We start from the raw sequence: 22,680 nt of genomic DNA, 5'->3' as shown, positions 1-22,680 counted from the left end.
CCCATGTCCACCACCTATACCGTCGATAGCGCCACCAGCCGCGCCACCCCCACGCCCAAGCCCATGAAGCGGGTCACCATCCCGGCGATCAAGGCGCGCAAGGGCGATCCTGAGGCCGAGCCGCTGGTGATGCTGACGGCCTATACCGTGCGCACCGCCCAGCTGCTCGATCCGCATTGCGATATCCTGCTGGTGGGCGATTCGCTCGGCCAGGTGATCTATGGCCTGCCCTCCACCCTGCCCGTATCGCTCGACATGATGTGCGCGCATGGCGCCGCCGTCTCACGCGGCAGCTATCACGCCGCCGTCGTCGTCGACATGCCGTTCGGCAGTTACGAGGCGTCGCCCGTCCATGCGTTCGAAAGCGCCAGCCGCATCCTGGCCGATACCGGCGCCGCAGCGGTGAAGCTGGAAGGCGGCGCGGCCATGGCCGACACCGTCCGCTTTCTGTCAGAGCGTGGCATTCCCGTGATGGGCCATGTCGGCCTGACGCCGCAGGCGGTGAACACGCTGGGCGGTTATGGCGCGCGCGGCCGGTCTGGCGCGGAATATGACAAGATCGTCGGCGATGCCGAGGCGGTGGCGCAGGCCGGTGCCTTTGCCGTGGTGGTGGAAGGCGTGGTCGAAACGCTGGCCGACACCATCGTCGGCACGCTCGATGTGCCGGTGATCGGCATCGGCGCGTCGGCCCGCTGCGATGGCCAGGTGCTGGTGACCGAAGACATGCTCGGCCTGTTCGAGCGCACCCCGCGCTTCGTGAAACGCTATGGCAATATGGCCGAAACCATGACCGAAGCGGTAGAGCGCTATGCCGCCGACGTGCGTTCGCGCGCATTTCCTTCGGCCGACGAAATCTACAAGCCCAAGAGCTGAACGGCCGCAAAAAGCGATGGCGCGCGCACCGGCGGTGCCCGTGCGCACCGCAATCCCTCCTTGTCACCCTACCGGCTGCATCGCTAAGGCGTGCTCCGATCATTCTGAGAGCGGAGAGCCTGCGTGGCGCTGACCCCATCGAAAACTACTGACAAGACCTCTGGCGACAAGAGCGACGACGTTTTCATGCGCGAGGTGGACGATGCCGTTCGCCGTTCCGACATGGAAGCCTTCGGCAAACGCTATGGCTGGTGGATCCTTGGCCTGATCGTCCTCGGCCTGGCCGCGTTCGGCGGATATATCATCTGGCACAATCAGCAGGCCGCGGCAGACGGCAAGATTGCCGAGCGTTATGTGACGGCCATGGATGCCGCAGCGGCCAGCGATGCGGCGACCGCAGACCCGATCCTGACCGATCTGGCGCAGAATTCCAATGACGGATACCGCGCCGCCGCGCTGATGACGCAGGCCAATATCGCCCTGCGGCAGAACAAGACGGCAGACGCCATCAAGGGCTATGACAAGGTTATACAGGACGACAGCCTGCCGCAGGCGTTCCGCGATCTCGCGCTGGTCCGGCAGACCTCGCTGCAGTTCGATGCCATCAAGCCGGAACAGGTGGTCGAGCGGCTCAAGCCGCTGGCCGTGGAAGGCAATAGCTGGTTCGGCCCGGCTGGAGAGATGACCGCGCTCGCTTATGTGAAGATGGGCCGCGAAGACCTGGCCGGCGCGCTGTTCGGTGCGCTGTCCAAGGACAAGACGTTGCCCGAATCCCTGCGTCAGCGCACCCGGCAGCTTGCCGGGGTCTATGGCGTGGATGCCGTTCAGGATGATGAAAGTCCTGCTGGTGCAGCAGCCCCGAACGCGTCTGCCGCGAACGAAGGAACCGATTCATGACCCGCCTCCCCCACAAGCTGCTGTGCGCCTCGGCGCTGCTCGCGCTCACCGGTTGCGGCCTGTTTGGCGGCGGCGAGGAAAAGAAAACACCCACGCTGGGCAATCGCGTGGCGATCCTGGGCGCGGAAAGCGACGCCGTGGTCGATCCTGCACTGGCCACCGTGCCGGTGGTCCTGCCCGCACCGGTTGCCAACAGCGAATGGGCCCAGCCCGGTGGCAATGCCGCCAAGAATCTTGGGCAGCTGGCGCTCGGCACCGATCTTGGCTTGGCCTGGACCGCGTCGATCAAGGGTTCCAGCAACCGTGCCCGCCTCGCCGCAGCGCCGGTGGTCTCCAATGGCCGCCTGTTCGTCGACGATACCGACGCGGTGGTGTATGCCTTCGATGCGGCGACCGGTGACAAGATCTGGTCGCAGCCGCTGCGGCAGTCTGGTGAAAACAGCGCTATCCTGTTCGGCGGCGGCGTGGCCGCAGACGGCAACAGCGTCTATGCCACCGATGGCCTGGGCGATGTCGTGGCGCTGGATGCCGCCACCGGTGCCGAGCGTTGGCGCGTGCGCCCCGCCGGCCCCCTGCGTGGATCGCCCACCATTTCGAACAACAATATCTACGTGATGTCGCAGGACAATCAGATATTCGCGATCGATCCGGCGACGGGCAAGACCAACTGGAACAAGTCCGGCACCATCGGGCAGGCCGGCATTTTCGGCGTGGCCGCACCGGCAGCGGCGCAGGGCACCGTGATCGCTGGCTATTCCACCGGCGAACTGGCGGCCTATCGCTATGAAAACGGGCAGGATCTGTGGACCGATGCCCTGTCGCGCACCAGCATCTCCACCTCGGTATCCTCGCTCACCGATATCGATGCCGATCCGGTGATCGACCGTGGCCGCGTCTATGCCATCGGCCAGGGTGGCCGCATGGCGGCCTATGAGCTGATCAGCGGCCAGCGCATCTGGGAAATCAACATCGCCGGCATCGCCACCCCCGTGGTGGCGGGCGACTGGGTGTTCGTGCTGACCGACGATGCCAAGCTGCTCGCCGTGGCGCGCACCACCGGCAAGATCCGCTGGGTCGCGCAGCTGCCGGAATATCGCAACGAAGAGAAGAAAAAGGACCCGATCGACTGGAAGGGCCCGGTGCTGGCCGGTGGCCGCCTGATCGTGGCCAATACGCGCGGCGGCATCTGGTCGGTCGATCCGCAAAGCGGCACCACGGCGCAATTGTTCGAGGTGAAGGAAGCGGTGTCGGTGGCCCCCATCGTGGCCAGCCAGACGCTCTACATCCTCGACGACGGCGGCCGCATCTCCGCCTATCGGTGAAACAATTGGATAAGGGGCGGTGCATGATGGCAGCTGCCCCATATATCCAAATAGCCCATGGCAAGCTTGGCGTGATCTCCCATGCCGTGCCACACCAAATACTGGTTGGCCCAGCACTGCCTTTCGCCATGGTGCAGACCCGCTCGCTCACTAAGAGTACTTGTATCGCGGTGGCTTATGCGCTTTTTGCTCTAAGAAGTGCCGGTGCGATGCACAGCCGAAATGTTAAGCGATACGCCAAACCCGGCCTGGCAGCAGACGGCTTTTTGCAGCCATGAACACCCCAGTCGCTTGGGTCCGAGAGCCGTCCGCGCGGATCGACGATGCGGCATGAATTGCGAACGCCTCATCTTGCCGATGCCAGAACGCTTCGGAGGTCTTTCCTGGAGCGAGGGATCAGATCGATGGCCCGTTTGCCGTTCGCATCTCTCAGGTTTCGATCTGCACCACGGTCGAGAAGAATTTCAAGCGAGGCGGCGTCGAAGACGTCCGGCGCGGCCATGTGAAGGATTGTCCGCCCGATATCGTTCTGTGCGTTGATATCGAGGCCTTCGGCCAGGAGAAGGTCGAGCATCGCCACCTCTTCCGGGAACGTTGCGCGGATCGCACCGCGCTGTTGGTAGAGGCGGTGCAGGAGTGTGCCGCCGTCCGGCATGCGCTCCTGCGGATCGAGAGCGTAGGGCCTCATCAGCTCGAACGCCTGGACACTGGTCGCATAGCCAAGCGTCGAATAGCCGTCTCCATCGCGCTTTGAGGGATCTGCACCAAGCTCCAGAAGCGTCTTGGCCAGTTCGGTGCCCCGCAGATCACCCAGCATCAGCGAAGCCTGCAAGGGCGTATAGACCGGATCGGTTTGACTCCTTCGCCCATTTGGGGACGCAAGCGCGTTCACGTCTGCCCCAGCTTCGACGAGGACACGGGCGACGGCGGCTGAACTCGTGAAATGGAGCGGAGTCGATCCGCCCGGGGCAAGATAATTTGGGTCGGCGCCGTACCGTAGCAGGATGCGGGCAGTCTCTGGCCCGCTCCACATCAGCATGGTCATGCCATTGTCCCATGGTGCGTCCGGCGCAGCACCGTTCGCCAGCAGAGTTTCGAGCATGGCCAGATAGTCCTGCGGCGTGATGAAGGCTTTGACGTCCCGCTGAAACAGGGGCTCCAACGTCTCTCGCATGAGGGCCTCCATCTCATCGCTGTCCAAGCCATAATCTTCTCTGAGCCGCAGTTCGAGTTCCTCGGGACTCGCGGCTACGAAGCGCTGGCGCTGGGTCATCAGGAGGTGGATGGGCCAGTAGCGCTCATTCTTCCAGCCATTGACGCGCGCGCCCTTGCGGCAGAGCCAGCGAAGGGTCTCAACCGACGCGCGGGACACAGCCTCTGCAACGGCCAGGTGCCGTGTGTCGAGCGAGGCGCCATGGCTCCAAAGCCGCTCGACAAGGCTTGTGTCGTTGCGACGGACGGCAAAGGTCACAGCCGTGGCGAACTCGTCGTTGGATGTTGGCCTGCACTGTATCCAGCCGGGGTTCCAGACTGCATCGGGACGGGCGCCGCCGGCCAAGGCGGTTGTCGCCGCAGCCGTGTCGCCGCGTTGCGCTGCCATCAGAAGCGCTTGTTCGGCTGCGGTTTCGCCAAGGACCACCGGTGGCGGCTCGTCAGGCTCCACCACCAAGGCCGGATCGCTCTCCAGCCATCGCCGCCACTCATGCCCGCCAGGACTGTCGGCACGCAGATAGTAGCGGTCCTCGTCCCATTCGCCGAAAAGCATCCACGAGGCCCATTCGGTACCCGCCTGGCCAAGCCGTGCCATCTCGGAGACAAATGTCAGGAAGTCGGGCGCGAGTGCCTGGCCATGGAGCATCTCCAGCTCGTGGCTGAAGTAGCGGACGGGATGCGGACCGTCATCCCGGCGCATGTCGATCGTCAGGATGTCGCCATTGATCAGCCAGAACACCGGAAACTGCCGTTCCCACATTTCCGGCGTGTTAGGCGCTTCACTCTCGTCCACCTCGGCCAGACCCTGCTTCATGGCCTGGAAGTTCGGGATCGCGTGGTTCTCGATCTGGTCGAGATCCCAGACAAAGCCGCGATTGAAGCTGCTGGTCGGAAAGTTGCGCTGCTCCATTGGGTAGAGATGCGAAGGCACGTCCCATCCGAACCTCACGCTGCTGGCACAGCTCGACAGCACCTCGCGAAGCTGGTCGGGCATGGGCATTGCCGCCGCAGCGTCGAGGCGGCGCAGCGCGGCCTCGCTCGCTGGAGCAGAAATCGCGACAGGAGACAGGTTCCAACCACGTCGTTCGACGGTTCCTTGCATCCATTGCCAGTCGTCCTGCCACTGCTGCCACAACATATTCATGGTTCCGCTCTTCTCCTTGCAGCCTGTCAGCGTCAGCCCGGTAGCCGACAACGCGGCCATTTGGAGGAACGCTCGACTATCCTGGGCGGAGCGCCCCCCATTCAAAATATGGATGCTCAACGTAGTCGACCTTACGGTCAGTACTACCCGATTGCCGTCCAAGGTCCTCCAGCCGCCCAAGCATCCGAAAGCAAACCGTCGGCTAACCACCCAGGTCCAGATATATACGAAATCGCGCAATGCCCCAAATGCGAAACTTGATAAAAATCCCCAGAAACTGCCGAAAACCTGGGTTCGACATCTATAGCAAACGGGCCAGCCTGGGATGGCGTTGCTTCGCACTCCATCGCCCATTGCACGGTATTGGCCCACTGCGACGGCCAAATTCCAAACGCCTTCCCTATATCGCACAATTCGCCTATGTTGTGCCGCGCGGTGGACGATTGGCACCGTGGCCCCTGCCCGTGTAGGAAATAATAGTACCCGGTTTTGAACGCGCTGCGCGTTCACTTTGTCAACTTTGCGCAACTTATTGCGCCTCCCCTTCAGATATCGGATCCCTGTCTTGCTGCCCACCGTCGCCATCGTCGGCCGTCCCAATGTCGGCAAGTCCACTTTGTTCAACCGGCTGGTGGGCAAGCGTCTCGCGCTGGTCGACGACCGACCCGGCGTCACGCGTGACCGGCGCGAAGGCGATGCCGAGCTGCTCGATCTCAGCTTCCGCGTGGTCGATACCGCCGGATATGAGGATCATGACGAGCAGACCCTGCCCGGCCGCATGCGCATGCAGACCGAAGCCGCCGTGGCCGGCTCCACTGTGTCGCTGTTCCTTCTCGACGGGCGCGTGGGCGTCACCCCGCTGGACGAGGAAATCGCCCGCTGGCTGCGCGCCTCGGGCCATCCGGTCATCCTCGTCATCAACAAAGCGGAGGGCAATCAGGCCGATAGCGGCATCATGGAAAGCTATAGCCTGGGGCTGGGCGAACCCATCGCGATCAGCGCCGAGCATGGCGAGGGCTTGTCCGATCTGTTCGGCGCGCTTGCGCCTGTGATCGACGCCTTCGATGCCGGAGAGGAAGAGGAGATCGACGAGGATGCCGACCGCATCCTGAAGCTCGCCATCGTCGGCCGCCCCAATGCGGGCAAGAGCACGCTGATCAACAAGCTGCTGGGCGAGAACCGCCTGATCACCGGCCCGGAAGCGGGCATCACGCGGGACAGTATCGAGATCGACTGGGTCTGGACCACCGGTCCCGGCGAGGACCGCGAGGTTCGCCTGATCGACACCGCCGGCATGCGCAAAAAGGCCAAGGTGAAGGAAAAGCTAGAGCGCCTCTCCGTCGCCGATGCCCGCCGTGCGATCGACTTTGCCGAGGTTGTGGTGCTGCTGCTGGATGCGACCAAGGGGCTGGAACTGCAGGATCTGAAGATTGCCGATCATGTGATCCAGGAAGGCCGCGCGCTGGTCATCGCGATCAACAAATGGGATGTGGCCGAAGACGCCAGCGGGCTGTTCAACGGCATCCGCGCCGCCCTGGACGAAGGGCTGGCACAGCTGAAAGGCGTGCCGCTGATCGCGGTATCGGCCATCACCGGCAAGGGCACCGATCAGATGCTGACGGCGGCCTTCAACGCACGCGACGCATGGAGCCGACGCGTTTCGACCGCCGCACTCAACCGCTGGTTCGAACATGCCGTGACCCTCAACCCGCCGCCTGCCCCGGGCGGCATGCGGATCAAGCTGCGCTATATCACCCAGGCCAAAAGCCGGCCGCCGGGCTTCATCATCTTCGGCACGCGTGTCGATCAACTGCCGACAAGCTATGAACGCTATCTGCTGAATGGCATCCGCCGCGATCTGGATTTCGGCGCCGTCCCGGTGCGTCTCACCTTGCGCGCTACCAAGAATCCCTATGACGATTGATGGTCTACGGGGATTATTAGCGGTCTATTTACCCCTCTGACGTATCTGGATCATGATGGAAGCGGGGGCCGAGCAGGATCATGACGCAAGCGGATAATCTGGTTAACTGGTCGTCGCTCCGGGCTGCACGCGCGCAGCTTGGCGATAACTTCCTCAGAATATTGGGCTATTTCGAAGAGGACGGCACCAAATCGGTCGCTGCGATCGAGAATGCCATGCGCGACCGCTGCGCGACGGGGATGGTGATTCCGGCCCACACGCTCAAGGGCGAATCGTCGCAATTCGGCGCGATCAAGCTGATGGAAGCTGCCGAACATATCGAAACAGTCGCGCGCCACTGCATCGAAGCGCGGACCAGCCCGGACGATCTGCTGGCCGATATCGGCAGCTTGCGCGCCCTGTTCGAACGCACGCTGGCAACTCTGAAAGAGGACAGCCCACAGGTCGCCACCATGCCGCGCCGCGCCTTCGGACAGCGAACCTTCGGCAACAGCCAGCGGTTCGGTCAGGTCTGAATTGTTGCTGTTTTCCTGCGCATAGGTTGCAGCGCGCGGCGCGCCAGGCTGCGCCAGAGCCATTCCAGCGGTCCATAATGGAACCGGTCCAGCCAGGGCTTCGACCAGGCCAGCATCAGGACCCACGCCCCCAGCACGAACAGCCACAACGTGGGCCGTGAAACACGCGCAAACAGGTCCAGTCCATAGCCATAGAAAATGCTGGTCATCAGGATACTGGTGCCAAGATAATTGGTAAATGCTGCCCGCCCCGCCGCTGCCAATTGGTCCAGCAAGCTGGTGCCGGCGAGCGCGCGGATCAGGATCAGGAACAGCGCGGCATAGCCAAGAGTCGTCATCAGACGCGGCAGCATGCTCCACCCCGCCACGATATTGAGCGATAGGATCGGATCGAAATCAGAACGCCACGCTAAATAGCCCAGCACGGCATAGAGCAGCAGACCAGGCAGCAGCAGGTAAGCGACCACCTGCCAATAGCGCCGGCTTGCCCATTGTCCCGCAATAAAGCCGCTGCGCAGGCCAGCCATGCCTAGAAGCATAAGCGGGAAAGTCTCCGTTCCCGACTGCATCAGCATGCTGAGCGGGCGCCAATACAGACCGAGCCGATAGTGCAGGATTTGCCAATAGTCGCTGCGATACACCGCTATTTCCTGCTGCGCCGCCGCGTCCGAGAAACCGGCCAGAAAGCTGCGTAATTTCTCGATACTGGCAGCGCTAGCATCCGGGGCCTGCGCCGCCGCCTCGATCTTGAACAGCGCGGCCAGAGATAGGCACATCAAGGCCATGCCGATCGCATACACCGCAAGGGCCGTCACGATCAGAGTTTTTGTTTCTGCGTCTTTCATCATGAAGGCGAGGCAGCCGATCACGGCGTATAGAAACAGGATGTCCCCCCACCAGATCAGGAAGAAATGCAGCGCACCGAACAAGCCCAGCCAGACCATCCGATTATAATGCACAGACGCGGCATTGCCATCGCCGCGATCCGCACGTTGGGCGATCAGATAAAGGCTGGCGCCAAAGAGCAGCGAGAAGAGGCCGCGCATTTTGCCGTCAAACAGGACAAAGGCGGTGAGCCAGCTTGCGGTATCGCCCGATGTTGCCGCACCGGTCCCGGCCAGACCGGGTGCGATATAGGCATTTTCCGGCAGCGCGAAGGCAATGATGTTCATGGTCAGGATGCCCATGACCGCAATACCGCGCAGGGCATCCAGCGCCACCAGCCGCGTATCCATCGCGCTGCCCCTGGTCACGGCCGATGCTGAATTGTCTTTGCCGCCCATGCCCATCCCAAGACCGCTAATAAGCCTGAGGGACAGCGTCTAGGAAATTCAGCGGGCCGATGGACCCGCCGAGCTGGCGCGGCCGCCGGGTCAGTTTCCTATTGTCATGAATGTCAGTAGAGACCATCTTGTCGCCGTGGAGATGATGTCAACACCGTCCGCGATCTTGCCGTCCACTGCGCAGCCAATGGTTCATCCAGGCCGCAAGAAACCGCGCTTCCGACCGTTCAAGGCGCTGCGACATTTTCGCAATCTGATCAAAGACAAGGAAGATACCAGCCAGGTCTTCCACATTTTCGAAGCCTTGCCACGCCGCCATTTCCGGGCTGAGGCCGAGCGGTTCGTCCTGTCCGCCGAGGGACAGAAGATCCGTGCCGCAGAGCCACATCTGCCCGATCTGCTTGATGACCATGCCATGCTACGCACCTGCCCTGCTGGCAGCGTGGCCCACGCTTATTGCGATTTCATGGAGCGCGAGCAGCTGTCCGCCGCCGGACTGGTTGCCGAACATGACCGTTTCACCGGCGGGCATCGCTACCATGACTTGCTGGAATGGTATGCCAACCGCAACCGCGACACCCACGACATGCTCCATATCCTGACAGGCTATGGCCGCGATGCCTTGGGCGAGGCATGCGTCCTGGCCTTCACCTACGGCCAGAACCCGGCCCCGGCGAATCTGTTCATCGCGTACATGGCCGGTTTGAACATCAAGAAGCAGACGCGGACCAAGGCCCCGGTTTTCAAGGCGATCAACGAGGCGCGCAAGATCGGCCGCGCCTGTCCGCGTATCAGCGAGCAATCGGTAACCGATCTATTGCGCGAGCCACTGGATTCCGCGCGCACCCGCCGTCTTATTCCCCGGCCTCGCTTTTACGAGGAAGCGCACCGCGTCTTCCGCAGCGAAGAACGCGACCCCTATGATCTGCTGGCAAGCCCCGCCTGAACCATTACTGCTGGCGGTTTTCTTCAGCTATCCATCCAGTCGCGGAAGAACCGCTCGTTCGCATCCTTCAGCGTTTCGAGCGCGACGTCGAAGCCGGTGCCGCCAACAGTTTCCCCGCCGGTGGTGCCGAGCGCCAACAGGAAAATGCCGGCTTCTTCGGCCATCTGCGTGATCGTGGCCGCGTCGCTCGTGGTGATCAGATAGCGGCCCTGGTCCTCACCGAAGAGCGCCGCGCCGGGATTGTCGAGCTGCGGCATATCGAGGCGCGCGCCGATCCCGCCGGCCAGCGCCATCTCGGTCAGCGCGACCAACGCGCCGCCGTCCGCAATATCGTGAACAGCGCTCACCTTGCCTGCGGCAACCAGCGCGCGGACGAATGCGCCATGGCGCAATTCCACGTCCAGATCGACCTTCGGCGGCGGCCCCTCTTCCCGGCCATGGCATTCGCGCAGCCATAGCGATTGCCCGACATGCCCAGCGCCATAGCCGATCATGAAGATCGCCTCGCCAGCTTCCTTGAACGCGATCGTGGCCATATGTTCGATATTGTCGAGCAGGCCGACCGCCCCGATGGCCGGGGTCGGCAAAATCGCGGATCCGCCCCCGGTCGCCTTGCTTTCATTATAGAGGCTCACATTGCCGCTCACGATCGGCATGTCGAGCGCGATGCAGGCGTCGCTCATGCCTTTCAGACAGCCCACGATCTGCCCCATGATCTTGGGGTTTTGCGGGCTGCCGAAGTTCAGGCAGTTGGTGACCGCCAGAGGCCTGGCACCCACCGCACATAGATTGCGATGCGCTTCGGCGATCGCCTGCTTGCCGCCCTCTTCCGGATCAGCAAAGCAATAGCGCGGCGTGCAATCGGTCGTCATCGCCAGCGCCTTGCCAGTGCCGTGCACGCGGACGACCGCGGCGTCTCCGCCCGATCGCTGCGCGGTATCTCCGCCCACCTGGCTGTCATATTGCTGCCAGATCCAGCGGCGCGAGGCGAGATCCGGACAGGCCATCAAGGTCAGCAAATCCGCGCCAATATCTTTGCTCATCGGCACATTGTGCAGCTCTTCGGGCGGCTGCGTCGGCACATGCGGGCGATCGTAAAGCGGCGCGTCGTCGGCGAGCGGACCGAGCGGAATGTCGCAAACCGTCTTGCCATGATGATCGAGCACCATGCGGCCTGTATCGGTCACCTCGCCGATCACCGCGAAGTCCAGTTCCCACTTGCGGAAAATGGCTTCCGCCTCTGCTTCCCGGCCGGGCTTGAGTACCATGAGCATGCGCTCCTGGCTTTCCGACAGCATCATCTCATAGGCGCTCATGCCGGTCTCGCGCTGCGGCACGGCGTCCATGTTCAGCCTTATGCCGACGCCGCCATTGGAGGCCATCTCCACGCTGGAGCTGGTCAGCCCGGCGGCGCCCATATCCTGGATCGCGACGATCGCGTCGGTGGCCATCAGCTCCAGACAGGCTTCGATCAGCAGCTTTTCGGTGAAGGGATCGCCAACCTGCACGGTCGGGCGCTTTTCTTCCGAGTCTTCGGCAAATTCCGTGCTTGCCATGGTCGCGCCATGGATACCGTCCCGGCCAGTCTTGGCACCGACATAGACGATGGAATTGCCCACGCCGCTGGCGGCGGAATAGAATATCTTGTCCTGATCGGCGACACCGACGGTCATGGCGTTGACCAGAATGTTGCCGTCATACGCCGGATGGAAATTGGTTTCGCCGCCCACCGTCGGCACGCCAACGCAGTTTCCATAGCCGCCGATGCCGGCCACCACGCCTTTGACCAGATGCTTCATCCTGCGGTGATCGGGCGAGCCGAAGCGCAGCGCGTTGAGGTTCGCGACCGGCCGCGCGCCCATGGTGAACACGTCGCGCAATATGCCGCCAACGCCCGTCGCCGCGCCCTGATAAGGCTCGATATAACTGGGATGGTTGTGGCTCTCCATCTTGAAGATGGCCGCCTGCCCATCGCCAATATCGATCACGCCGGCATTCTCGCCCGGCCCGCAAATGACCTGCGGCCCCTCGGTCGGCAATTTCTTGAGATGAAGCCGCGAGCTTTTGTAGCTGCAATGCTCCGACCACATGACCGAAAAGATGCCCAGCTCGACCATATTGGGTTCCCGCCCAAGCGCCTTCAGCACATTGGCATATTCATCCTCGCTGAACCCATGTTCGGCGACAATCTGGGGCGTAATCGCTGGCGCGGCGGCTGTATCGGTCATGGATAGGCCGATTAGCGCCCGCGCCGCCGCGCGGCAAGCGGCAGGGTTGGCCTTTGCGTATTGATCCCGTAACGACCTTGTTTGTCCATTGTACCGGGCGGCTGCGGAGTTCTTTCATGTTGCGCAAAATTGGCTTCTGGCTGTTGGTGGCCATCACCATATTCCTGGTTCTGGTCACATTGGCCAGCTTCACGACGTCGAACCAGTGGTGGGTCCGTCTGTGGGATTATCCGCGCCTTGCGATCTTCACCTTGGCCGGCATCTCCACCATCATTGCCGCCGTCAGCTTGCGCCGCCGCCGCCGCTGGGTGATTGCAGGCGTTCTTCTGGCCGTGACCCTTTGGCAGGGTTATCGCATCCATCGCTACACGCTTCTGGCCAAGCCCGAGGTGGAGTTCATCGAAGCCGATGCCGAACTGTCCGCCCAGCACTGCTTTACCGCGCTGTCGCTCAATGTGCTCCAGGACAATCGCGACTATGGACAGACCATCGCACTGTTGGAGCGGACCGATCCCGACATGGTCATGCTGCTGGAAACGGACCAGCGCTGGGTCGATGCGCTGAAGGCCGTCACTGCGCGCTATCCGCATGTTCGCGAGGTGCCGATCTCGAACAAATATGGCCTTGTGTTCATGAGCCGCCTCAAGACCGATGAGTTGTCCGTCCATTATCTGGTGGAGAACGATATCCCGTCCATATTCGCCCGCATGCGCACGCCATCGGGCCGTTCCTTCGGCTATATGGGCCTTCATCCGCGTCCTCCGCAGGCTGGCACCGATACGCAGGAACGCGATGCGGAAATCGCCATTGGGGCGAAACTTGCCGCGCAATCCAGGTTGCCGGTGCTGGCGATGGGCGATTTCAACGATGTCGCCTGGTCCGACACGTCGGAGCTGTTCAAGCGCATCGGGACCTATCTCGATCCGCGCATCGGCCGGGGCTTCTATGCCACCTTCCCGGCCAAGCTGCCCGCCTTTCGCTGGCCGCTCGACCAAATCTATTTCACCGAAGAATTCTCGATCGACAGCCTGAAGGTGCTCGACACCGTGGGCTCCGATCATCTTCCGATCCTGGGCAAGATTTGCCTGGTGCCCAAACTGGGCGACCGGCTGAACGAAGAGCCGGAAAATATCGAGCGTGAGGACGTGCGCGAAACCAACAATATTATCGAGAAGGGATTGCGAACCGAAGCGATCGAGCGCGCCACGGGAACGACCGATGGGGCGCGCGAGAAACGGAACGAAGCCGAATAGCCTAGTCCGCTTTTTCTTCGTCGGACGGCGGTTGCTTGCCCAGCGCTTGCGCCGCCAGTCCCGGCTGATCGCTGAACAGCCCATCGATGCCGGCGGCGATGAACGCGCTTATTTCCGCCGCTAGATTGCCATGATCGGCCGGTGAGTCGCCTTGCCGCAGATCGCCAGGCAGGAAGTAATTCTCCGCGCGGAATGTCCATGGATGGACCAGCAATCCCGCATCATGCGCCCAGCCGACCAGCGCCGTCGGCTCTTCAAGCTGTCCATTTTCGGCGATCGGGATCACCAGCGATTTTTGCGGGCCAATGGCATCGGCATAGCTGGCAATGGCGCGCAGTCCGCCAGCGGTGAGCATATTGCGATAGCGGATATCCGGCATATCCGCCGGGCCGCCTTCTTCCTGCATCAGCTGAACGAGCCGCACGTCGCTGGCCGCATCCAGCGCCTTGAGATTGCCGACCTCGAAGCTTTGCACGAACACGGGCGCCTGCGCATTGTTCCAGCCCGCCGCCTCCAGCGCCGCCAGCAAAGGCGCCTCATGGGGCAGTTCGATCGACGCGAAATAGCCGGGATGCTTGGTTTCCGGATAGACCCCCACCACACGTCCGCGCTTCTCTCCACCGGCCTTGGCCAGGGCAATAATCTCGTCGAACGTCGGAATGGCAAACTGGCCGTCATAGCGCGCATTGGCCGGCCGCAGCCGGGGCAAGCGTTCCTTTGCCCGCAAGGTCTTCAATTCGGCCAGCGTGAAATCTTCGGTAAACCAACCGGTGGTGCGAACTCCGTCGATCGTCTTGCTGGTCTTGCGGTCGGCGAATTCCGGGTGCCGCGAAACATCGGTGGTGTCCGAAATCTCGTTTTCGTGCCGCGCCACCAGAACGCCGTCCTTCGTCAGCACCAGATCGGGCTCGATGAAATCCGCGCCCTGATCGATCGCCAGCTGATAGGCCGCCAGCGTATGTTCCGGGCGCTCTCCGCTGGCGCCGCGATGGGCGATGATGGCAAAATCAGGCATTGCGCGCGCCGTCATGGGGGTGGCGACATCCGTCGTCGCGCACGCGCCGAGCAGCAAGGGCGCGAACAGCGCAAGGCCGCGGGCATTCCATTTCAAGCGCTTACCTCAACATCTTTCCAGAAGGCATAATGGCCGGCGATCTCGGACGCGGCCTCCTTCGGCGTGGGATAATACCAGGCCGCGTCCTTGTTGATTGCCCCGTCGACCATGACGGACTTGTAGGATGCGGTGCCCTTCCACGGGCAGACGCTGGTGGTGTCGCTATCCTTGAAATAGCGCATATCCAGGCTGTCTGCCGGAAAATAGTGATTGCCTTCCACCATCACGGTATCGTCGCTCTGCGCCAGGATCTGGTCTTTCCAAATAGCCTTCATCACATCGTTCCTTTGTTCCGGTCTCTTGGCGCAGACAACGCCGCCCTGCCCCATTCGCTCCGCTTCACCCCAGCTGCATGAGCGCCAGCCCCGCCACCAGAACCAGCGCGGCCATGATCCGGCGCGGCCCCAAGCCTTCCTTCAGCAGCACCGCGCCCAGCAACGCGCCGAACAGCACCGATGTTTCGCGCAGCGCGGAGACCTTGGCCGTCTCCATCAGCGTAAAGGCATAAAGCGCCGCGCCATAGCTCAGGACCGACAAGACACCGCCCGCCACACCATAGCGCCAGCGCAGCCGAACCGCCTCCATCAATTGCCCGCGCCGCCGCACCAGTGTCAGCGCCAATATGCCCACACAATCGAACAAAAACAGCCAGGCGATGAAGCTGAAAGGATTGCCCGCCAGCCGGACGCCGCGCGCATCGGTGACATTATACAGCGCGATGCCGCTGGCCGTCAGCAAGGCCAGCCCCAGCGCCCGCCGATCCGGATGCGCCGCCAGCCTTACGCCGCGCGGCGGCAAGGCAAACAGGATTACCGCCCCAGTCGCCACGGCAAGCCCCGTCATCTCCAGGCCGGACAAACGCTCGCCCAGCAGCAGAAAGGCGCTGATCCCCGTCAGCATCGGTGCGCCGCCGCGCATGATCGGGAACACCAGGCTGAGATCGCCATGCTTCAGCGCGCCGATCAGGGCCAGCTGGTAGAGAAAATGCACCGGCACCGTGATCGCCAGGGCGCCCCATAAAGCGGGCGTCGGTGCGGGCACGAGAAACAGCACCACCGGCAACATCAGCACAGAGGCACTGCCCTGCAATATGGCACGGCTGGCCAATATGTCGCTGCCCGCCTTCACGCTGTAATTGGCCGCCGCCAAAGTGACCGCGGAACATAGGCCGAGCAGGATCGCCAGCACCGTGCCGTTCATGGCCGGCCGTTCATATTTGGGCCCTGAAGCTGAATAAGTTCACGATGGTCCCGATACGTCTTCTGGAAAAACACATCCCGCAACGGCCTCCATGTGCAGATGGGGAGTGAAGGAACCGACAGGCGGGCATGGCCGGTGGCCTAGCGCAATGCATCCCGTGTAGGACAGCGGCCATAGCGCCGATCTCAGGTTAGGCGGTCCGCGTAAACCTGTTCATCGAAACCCACGATCAGATCCCCCGCCCCTTCGACCACCGGGCGTTTGATCATCGACGGATTCGCCGCCATTAGCCGCGCCGCCTTGGCCGCGTCGATATCCGCCTTGTCGTCATCGGACAGCTTGCGATAGGTGGTGCCGCGCTTGTTCAGCAGCGGCTCCCAGCCGACTGCCTCGATCCATCGCGTCAGCTGCGGCTCGTCGATCCCGGCTTTCTTATAATCGTGAAATGCATAGGCGACATCATGCCCCTCCAGCCATTTGCGTGCCTTTTTGATCGTGTCGCAATTGGGAATGCCGTAAACGGTGACTGTCATTCATCGAGATCCTTTTCAGTCTGCTGCGCCGCATAGCATTCGCACAGATCGGACACAGGGCAGATATCGCATTTCGGACTGCGCGCCACGCAGATGCGTTTGCCGAACTGGATGAGCCAGAAATGGCCATCGCGGTGGGCCCAGTCCGGTGCGCGGTCGACCAGCTGCTCGGCGGTCTTGTCTGCGGTCTTGGCATCGGTCAGGCCGATGCGGTTGCAGACGCGGTGGACATGGGTGTCGACCGCGATCACGTCGGCATCGAAGGTGAAGCTCATCACGATATCGGCGCATTTGCGGCCGATGCCGGGCATTTTCAGCAGGCCTTCGCGCGTGTCCGGCACCACCCCGCCATGTTCGCCGATCAACGTTTCGCAGAATTTGCGAATGTTGCGCGCCTTCATATTATACAGCCCGCACGGCTTGATCGCGGCGGCTATGGTCGCATCGTCGAGCGCCAGCATCGCCTCCGGCGTGGTGGCCAGCTTAAACAGCGCGGTGGTCGCCGCCGCGGTATTGCGATCGAGCGACTGTGCGGAGAGCATGCAGCCGATACAGCTGCGGAACGGGCTGGGCTGGTCCTTCGGCCCCTTGGCGTCCGCCGTGCGCCCCGGCATGGCATCGCGCAGCCGTTCGAATATGGTCTCGACGTCGGTGTCGTTCAGCATTCTTGCGCTCCTGTCTGGCAATCGGCGCGCACCGGACATTCCGCACAGGCCATGCTGGACGGGCGGCACAGCGTCTGACCCAGCTTCTTCATGAGCAGATGATGCTGGTCGATCTCCGGCGCGTCCCATTCATCCGGCATGATCGGCATGAGTGCATCATAGGCGCGCGCTGTGTCCGCCTTTGGCGGCACCAGCCCCATGCGCTGCACGATGCGGCGGTGATGGCTGTCGATCACCACCACGCGGCGCGCGAAATGCGATGTGTTCATGATGCCCGCGCTGATCTTGCGCGCCACACCGGGCAGCGTTTCCAGCCATAGCATGGCAGCGATGGTCGGCAAATTGGACAGATGCCGCAGATCCACCTCGCCGCGCTCGGCCATGATGCTCTGCAGGCAGGCCTTGAGCCGTGTGGCGGATTGTTCGGGGAAAGTTTGCGTGGCCAGCTCCGCCGTCAGCTCCGCCACCGGTGCCTCGGCGACCTGCTCCCAGCTGCCAAAGCGCGCCAGCAGCCGGTCGGTCGCGGCGTCGGAAATCTCGGTCCTGCTGCGTGCACCGATCACGCCCTGCACCAGCGTCCAGACCGGATCGTACCGCTTGGCATGCTGCCGCTCGATGCGTCCGAACCGCTCTATCAGCACCATTTGGGTGCGGCGCAGACTATCGGTGCGCGGATCGGAGCCGAGAGCGAGTTGCATATCAGCCCAATGCGCGGCGGCCCCTCGCGGTGCCGAGTGATTCGGCCGCCATCATCCCACAAATGATCGCATGCCGCCGGATCACTCCCATTCGATCGTGCCCGGCGGCTTCGACGTATAGTCATACACCACGCGGTTGATGCCATTCACCTCATTCACGATCCGGGTCGCGACCGCGCTCAGAAAGGCGCCATCGAAAGGATATACATCGGCGGTCATGCCGTCGGTGCTCGTGACGGCGCGCAAGCCGCAGACATTGTCATAGGTGCGGTGATCGCCCATCACGCCGACGGTCTTGACCGGCAGCAGCACGGCAAAGGCCTGCCAGATCGCATCGTACAGCCCGGCCTTGCGGATTTCCTCGAGATAGATGGCGTCCGCCTTGCGCAGGATGTCGCAGCGCTCCTTGGTCACTTCGCCCGGAATGCGGATGGCGAGGCCGGGGCCGGGGAATGGATGGCGGCCCACAAAGGCGTCCGGCAAGCCAAGCTCCCGGCCCAGGTCGCGGACCTCGTCCTTGAACAGTTCGCGCAAGGGCTCGACCAGCTGCATGTTCATGCGTTCGGGCAGGCCGCCGACATTATGGTGGGATTTGATCGTGACCGAGGGACCGCCGGTGAAGGATACCGATTCGATCACGTCGGGATATAGCGTGCCCTGCGCCAGAAAATCCGCGCCGCCGATCTTCCTGGCCTCCGCCTCGAACACGTCGATGAAGGTCTTGCCGATGAATTTGCGCTTCTTCTCCGGGTCGGTCTCTCCGGCCAGCCCGTCCAGGAACATGGCCTCGGCGTCCACCACCACCAGCGGGATATTGTAGCTGTCGCGGAACAGGGTCTCCACCTGTTCGCGCTCCTTGGTGCGCAGCAGGCCGTGGTCCACGAATACGCAGGTCAGCTGGTCGCCGATCGCCTCATGGATCAGCACGGCAGCCACCGCGCTGTCGACGCCGCCGCTAAGGCCGCAGATGACCTTGCCATCGCCCACCTGCGCGCGGATGTCGGCGATCTTGGTGGCGCGGAATTCGGCCATGGTCCAGTCGCCCGCCAGCCCGCAGACATGGCGCACGAAATTGGCAATCAGCTTGGCGCCGTCCGGCGTGTGCACCACCTCGGGGTGGAACTGCGTGCCATAATAGCGGCGCGCGTCATTGGCGATCAGCGCGAAGGGCGCGCCCTCGGTGGTCGCGACGATGCGAAAGCCCGGCGCAAATTCGGTCACCTTGTCGCCATGGCTCATCCACACCTGATGCCGTTCGCCGACCTCCCATAATCCTTCGAACAGCACGCAGGGTTCGGACACGGTGATGAAGGCGCGGCCGAATTCGCCACTGCGCTCCCCATCCGCGCCGCCCGGCGCAACCGTGCCGCCCAGCTGTTCGCTCATCACCTGCTGGCCATAGCAGATGCCCAGGATCGGCAGGCCGCTGTCGAACAGGCATTGCGGCGCGCGCGGGCTGCCATCGTCCGGGACGGAGGCCGGGCTGCCCGACAGGATGATGCCGGCGGGCTTCATCCGTTCGAACGCCTCTTGCGCAGCGTTGAAGGGCGCAATTTCGGAATAGACCCCGGCCTCGCGCACGCGGCGGGCGATGAGCTGGGTAACCTGGCTGCCGAAATCGACAATAAGGATGGAATCGGAAGGATGGATCGTCATGCCGCGCGATTATGCGGTTGGACGCCGATAGTCCAGCAACGCGACGGTTCCGTTCAGCTTAGGCAAAGTTGACATGGAGCAGTTGTTTCGCCCCCGTCCATTATCTAGAAGACTGTATGCGTTTTGATCTTCGCCGGAATACGGCTGCTTTGCACGACAGCATCGATGCCGCATTCGGCAAGCTCGATCTTGCCGATCGGGGCGATTATGCGCGGTTCATTCAGGCGCATCGCCTGGCCGCGCGCGCCGCAGAAGCGCAGCTTGCCGACTGTCCGCTTGTCGCCGACACGCATTTGAGCGCCTTGCTGGAAAAAGACGCCGCAGCGCTTGGCTTGGCGCAGGACGATTTCGTGCCGCCCGCTCTGGCCAGACCGCAGCATCCGCTGGGCATTGCCTATATCCTGCTCGGATCGCGCCTCGGCAACAGGCTGATCCAGCGCGGCGATTATTGGGGCAAGGAAGCGCCGGACGCCGGGCGCAGTGACCATTATCTGGCCGACCGCAGCCATGAGGCGCACTGGCGCACACTCGTGGCGCAGCTCGACGCGCTTGGGCCGGATGATGAAGAACGGCGCGCCATCGAAAAGGGCGCCGCGGCCACTTTTGCCGCCTTCGAACAGGCGCTGGATCATGTGCTGGCGGGCGTGCCGGCATGACCATCGATCGCAGGGATAACGTTGTCGACCTGACCAATTGCGACCGGGAGCCCATTCATGTGCCCGGACGCGTGCAGTCCTTTGGATGTCTGATCGCGGTCGGCCGCCAATGGATGGTGCGTTATGCTTCGGACAATAGCGCGGACATTCTGGGCCTTCCGGCAGCCGAGATGATCGGCACGCCGATCACCGAATTGCTGGCACCATCCGCAGTGCACGATATCCGCTCCCGCCTGCAGTCGCTTTCCATGGCGGACATGGTCGAGCGCATGTTCGGGCTGGACCTGTTCGAGGATGGACGCCTGTTCGATGCCGCGCTGCATCTGGCGGGCGACCATTTCGTGATGGAATTCGAGCCGATCGGCGAGAAAATCCGCGACCATCAAAGCTATGTCCGGCCGATGATTGCCCGCGTGCAGACACGTGAGGACATGAAAGGCCTGTGCACGGAGGCGGCGCGCCAGCTGCGCGCGCTGACGGGATTCGACCGCGTGATGGTCTATCGCTTCAGTGAAGATGGATCGGGCGAGGTGTTTGCCGAAAGCGTGAAGAGCGGCATGGAAGGCTTCCTGTCGCTGCGCTTTCCGGCCAGCGATATTCCCAAACAGGCCCGTGAGCTCTACACCCGCAACCTGCTGCGCATCATCAGCGACGTGAACGATCCGACCGCACCGATCATGGCGGGCGGCGATGCCGAACCGCTCGATCTTTCCATGAGCACGCTGCGCGCCGTCTCTCCCATTCATATCGAATATCTGAAGAATATGGGGATCGGTGCGTCGATGTCGGTGTCCATCCTGAAACGCGGCAAGCTGTGGGGGCTGTTCGCCTGCCATAACGAGGCGCCGCGTGTGCTGCCCTACCCCATTCGCACCGCCGCCGAACTGTTCGGCGAACTGTTCGCCTTTACGCTGGACCAGCGCGAGGCGGATCTGCTGCGGGACGAGATGATCCGGGCCGACGCCATGCGCGACCGGCTGCTGCCCAAGCTGGCCGATAGCGATGATTTGGCCTCCCAGCTGGATTTCATCATCAAGGAAATTGCCGATGTCATCCCGCATGACGGCGCTGTCGGCTGGATCAAGGGGCGCTTCGTTTCCTATGGCGATACGCCGAACGAAAATGAATTCCGCGCGCTGTTGCCGTTCCTGGATGAAAAGGCACCCCACAGGGTGTTCGCGACCAAATCGATCGTAGCTGAGCATGACGCGGCGCAGGATTATGCGCAGCGCGCCGCTGGTCTGCTGTCGATCCCGCTGTCGCGTGCGCCGGGCGACTTTGTGGTATTGTTCCGCGCGGAGGTGGCCAAGAATGTCGACTGGGCCGGCAATCCGCAAAAGGCCGTGGTTTCCGACCAGTTTGGCGATCGCCTGCATCCGCGCAAGAGTTTTGAGGCCTGGACCGAGGAAGTGCGCGGCGAATCGCGGTCCTGGAACGACGCGGAACTGCGGGCGGCCGAAGCCTTCCGCACCACCTTGGTGGAGCTTGTGCTGCGCATTGCGGATCGCAACGCCCAAGCCCGCGCGCGTGACAGTGAGAAGCAGGAACTGCTGATCGCGGAACTCAACCACCGCGTCCGCAATATCCTGAACCTCATCCGCGGCCTGGTGCAGCAAAGCCATGCCGGATCGGACAATGTGGAAGATTTCGCGGAGGTCGTCGGCAGCCGTATTCACGCGCTTGCCCGCGCGCACGACCAGATCACGCGGCAGCATTGGGCTCCGGCCTCGCTCAGGGAACTGATCGGCAATGAATGCCAGGCTTATGCCGAGGAATTCGGATCGCGCATCAAGGTTCGCGGTCCGGACGCCTATCTGAAGCCGGATTCCTTCACGGCGATCGCGCTGGTGATCCATGAGCTGCTGACCAATTCGGTCAAATATGGCGCGCTTTCGGACAGTTCGGGCCGGATCGATATCGATGTGGCGGAACGCGAAGATGCGTCGATCGATCTACACTGGCGGGAAAGCGGCGGTCCGCCCGTACGGGCACCCACACGGCGCGGCTTCGGTTCAACCATTATCGAGCGGTCCATCCCCTATGAACTGGGCGGGCAAGCCGATGTGCGGTTCGAACTGACCGGCCTTGTCGCGGAATATATGGTGCCTGCCAATTGCATCCAGCGCATCGAACATGACGACAGCAAAGCCGAGCCGGAACCGGAACCGGAGGTAGCGGCCAGCACGAAGCGCGATCTGGGCTGTACGCTGATCGTCGAAGACAATCTGATCATCGCGCTGGATGCCGAAGAAATGCTCAAGGCGCTGGGTGCAAATGGCGTCATGGTCGTCGGCAGCGTCGGCGAAGCGTTTCGCAAGCTCGATGAGGAAGATGTCGAGCTCGCGCTGCTCGACATCAATCTTGGCAATGAAAACAGCCTGCCGGTGGCCGAGCGGCTGATGAAGGCTGGCAAGCCGTTCATTTTCACCACCGGCTATGGCGAAAACAGCAGCATTGCGGAGAAATTCCCCGGGACGCCTATCGTTGCCAAGCCCTATCGGCGGGAAGATCTGGAGCGCGCCTTGAGCAAGTTGAAAGCGCGAGCAGAGACCTGATCCTGG

General features: G+C 62.6%; 21 protein-coding genes. 10 read left to right on the top strand and 11 right to left on the bottom strand.

Going from position 1 to position 22,680, the window contains the following annotated elements; all coding sequences use genetic code 11:
* Window positions 1-3: 3 nt before the first annotated feature.
* From panB to G410_RS17905, 4 genes are all read left to right on the top strand, one after another.
* Window positions 4-873, top strand: a complete 870-nt coding sequence (gene panB, locus G410_RS0103080) for a 3-methyl-2-oxobutanoate hydroxymethyltransferase (RefSeq protein WP_022672198.1) — start codon at window positions 4-6, stop codon at window positions 871-873.
* Between the two features lie 123 nt (window positions 874-996).
* Window positions 997-1,770, top strand: a complete 774-nt coding sequence (locus G410_RS15395; RefSeq protein WP_022672197.1) for a tetratricopeptide repeat protein — start codon at window positions 997-999, stop codon at window positions 1,768-1,770.
* Window positions 1,767-3,092 (top strand): outer membrane protein assembly factor BamB family protein, encoded by a 1,326-nt coding sequence (locus tag G410_RS0103070; protein WP_022672196.1) that lies wholly within the window; start codon window positions 1,767-1,769, stop codon window positions 3,090-3,092. Before G410_RS15395 ends, G410_RS0103070 begins: the two co-directional genes overlap by 4 nt.
* Before the next feature lie 23 nt (window positions 3,093-3,115).
* Entirely contained in the window at window positions 3,116-3,370 is a 255-nt protein-coding gene (locus tag G410_RS17905; RefSeq protein ID WP_156851831.1) for a hypothetical protein, read from the top strand.
* 68 nt (window positions 3,371-3,438) lie between these two features.
* On the opposite strand, the gene G410_RS0103065 is transcribed toward G410_RS17905, so the two are convergent.
* Entirely contained in the window at window positions 3,439-5,568 is a 2,130-nt protein-coding gene (locus tag G410_RS0103065; RefSeq protein ID WP_022672195.1) for an ankyrin repeat domain-containing protein, read from the bottom strand.
* Window positions 5,569-6,013: 445 nt separating this feature from the next.
* On the opposite strand from G410_RS0103065, the gene der reads away from it, so the two are divergent.
* Complete coding sequence (gene der / locus G410_RS0103060) at window positions 6,014-7,372, top strand: ribosome biogenesis GTPase Der (protein ID WP_022672194.1); 1,359 nt, start codon at window positions 6,014-6,016, stop codon at window positions 7,370-7,372.
* Between the two features lie 80 nt (window positions 7,373-7,452).
* On the top strand, window positions 7,453-7,887 hold the full coding sequence (locus G410_RS0103055) for an Hpt domain-containing protein (RefSeq protein WP_022672193.1): 435 nt from the start codon (window positions 7,453-7,455) through the stop codon (window positions 7,885-7,887).
* Here the strand turns inward: G410_RS0103055 and G410_RS0103050 are convergent.
* Window positions 7,878-9,140 (bottom strand): DUF418 domain-containing protein, encoded by a 1,263-nt coding sequence (locus tag G410_RS0103050; RefSeq protein WP_028970995.1) that lies wholly within the window; start codon window positions 9,138-9,140, stop codon window positions 7,878-7,880. The genes G410_RS0103055 and G410_RS0103050 overlap by 10 nt on opposite strands.
* Window positions 9,141-9,318: 178 nt before the next feature.
* The gene (locus tag G410_RS18250) at window positions 9,319-9,582 is read right to left on the bottom strand and encodes a hypothetical protein (protein ID WP_245559294.1); all 264 of its coding nucleotides are present in this window, start codon (window positions 9,580-9,582) and stop codon (window positions 9,319-9,321) included.
* Between G410_RS18250 and G410_RS0103045 the strand changes: the two genes are divergently transcribed.
* Complete coding sequence (locus G410_RS0103045; RefSeq protein WP_245559293.1) at window positions 9,475-10,116, top strand: ubiquinone biosynthesis protein COQ4; 642 nt, start codon at window positions 9,475-9,477, stop codon at window positions 10,114-10,116. The two genes, G410_RS18250 and G410_RS0103045, sit on opposite strands and share 108 nt — an antisense overlap.
* Before the next feature lie 23 nt (window positions 10,117-10,139).
* Here G410_RS0103045 and purL read toward each other — a convergent pair whose 3' ends face one another.
* Window positions 10,140-12,344: a phosphoribosylformylglycinamidine synthase subunit PurL gene (gene purL, locus G410_RS0103040; protein ID WP_022672190.1), complete on the bottom strand. Its 2,205-nt coding sequence runs from the start codon at window positions 12,342-12,344 to the stop codon at window positions 10,140-10,142.
* Window positions 12,345-12,460: 116 nt separating this feature from the next.
* Between purL and G410_RS0103035 the strand changes: the two genes are divergently transcribed.
* Complete coding sequence (locus tag G410_RS0103035; RefSeq protein WP_022672189.1) at window positions 12,461-13,597, top strand: endonuclease/exonuclease/phosphatase family protein; 1,137 nt, start codon at window positions 12,461-12,463, stop codon at window positions 13,595-13,597.
* 1 nt (window position 13,598) lies between these two features.
* On the opposite strand, the gene G410_RS0103030 is transcribed toward G410_RS0103035, so the two are convergent.
* From G410_RS0103030 to guaA, 7 genes are all read right to left on the bottom strand, one after another.
* A complete protein-coding gene (locus G410_RS0103030) occupies window positions 13,599-14,627 on the bottom strand; it encodes a glycerophosphodiester phosphodiesterase (protein WP_051137197.1) in 1,029 nt (342 codons plus the stop codon).
* A gap of 77 nt (window positions 14,628-14,704) precedes the next feature.
* Window positions 14,705-14,986, bottom strand: a complete 282-nt coding sequence (locus G410_RS0103025; RefSeq protein ID WP_022672187.1) for a DUF427 domain-containing protein — start codon at window positions 14,984-14,986, stop codon at window positions 14,705-14,707.
* A gap of 64 nt (window positions 14,987-15,050) precedes the next feature.
* On the bottom strand, window positions 15,051-15,911 hold the full coding sequence (locus G410_RS0103020) for a DMT family transporter (protein ID WP_022672186.1): 861 nt from the start codon (window positions 15,909-15,911) through the stop codon (window positions 15,051-15,053).
* Window positions 15,912-16,096: 185 nt separating this feature from the next.
* Window positions 16,097-16,444 (bottom strand): ArsC family reductase, encoded by a 348-nt coding sequence (locus tag G410_RS0103015; RefSeq protein WP_022672185.1) that lies wholly within the window; start codon window positions 16,442-16,444, stop codon window positions 16,097-16,099.
* Window positions 16,441-17,109, bottom strand: a complete 669-nt coding sequence (locus G410_RS0103010; RefSeq protein ID WP_022672184.1) for an endonuclease III domain-containing protein — start codon at window positions 17,107-17,109, stop codon at window positions 16,441-16,443. Before G410_RS0103010 ends, G410_RS0103015 begins: the two co-directional genes overlap by 4 nt.
* Window positions 17,103-17,807, bottom strand: a complete 705-nt coding sequence (locus G410_RS0103005) for an endonuclease III domain-containing protein (protein ID WP_022672183.1) — start codon at window positions 17,805-17,807, stop codon at window positions 17,103-17,105. The genes G410_RS0103010 and G410_RS0103005 overlap by 7 nt, the downstream gene beginning before the upstream one ends.
* 81 nt (window positions 17,808-17,888) lie before the next feature.
* Complete coding sequence (gene guaA, locus G410_RS0103000) at window positions 17,889-19,463, bottom strand: glutamine-hydrolyzing GMP synthase (RefSeq protein ID WP_022672182.1); 1,575 nt, start codon at window positions 19,461-19,463, stop codon at window positions 17,889-17,891.
* A gap of 116 nt (window positions 19,464-19,579) precedes the next feature.
* Here guaA and G410_RS17255 point away from each other — a divergent pair, with 116 nt between their 5' ends.
* Both G410_RS17255 and G410_RS0102990 read left to right on the top strand, forming a co-directional pair.
* A complete protein-coding gene (locus G410_RS17255; protein ID WP_022672181.1) occupies window positions 19,580-20,119 on the top strand; it encodes a biliverdin-producing heme oxygenase in 540 nt (179 codons plus the stop codon).
* The gene (locus tag G410_RS0102990; RefSeq protein ID WP_022672180.1) at window positions 20,116-22,674 is read left to right on the top strand and encodes an HWE histidine kinase domain-containing protein; all 2,559 of its coding nucleotides are present in this window, start codon (window positions 20,116-20,118) and stop codon (window positions 22,672-22,674) included. Before G410_RS17255 ends, G410_RS0102990 begins: the two co-directional genes overlap by 4 nt.
* The last annotated feature ends 6 nt before the right edge of the window (window positions 22,675-22,680 follow it).

Origin of the sequence: Novosphingopyxis baekryungensis DSM 16222, from assembly GCF_000420305.1 — a bacterium.
Lineage (GTDB): Bacteria > Pseudomonadota > Alphaproteobacteria > Sphingomonadales > Sphingomonadaceae > Novosphingopyxis > Novosphingopyxis baekryungensis.
This window is presented reverse-complemented; position numbering and strand designations above follow the sequence as displayed.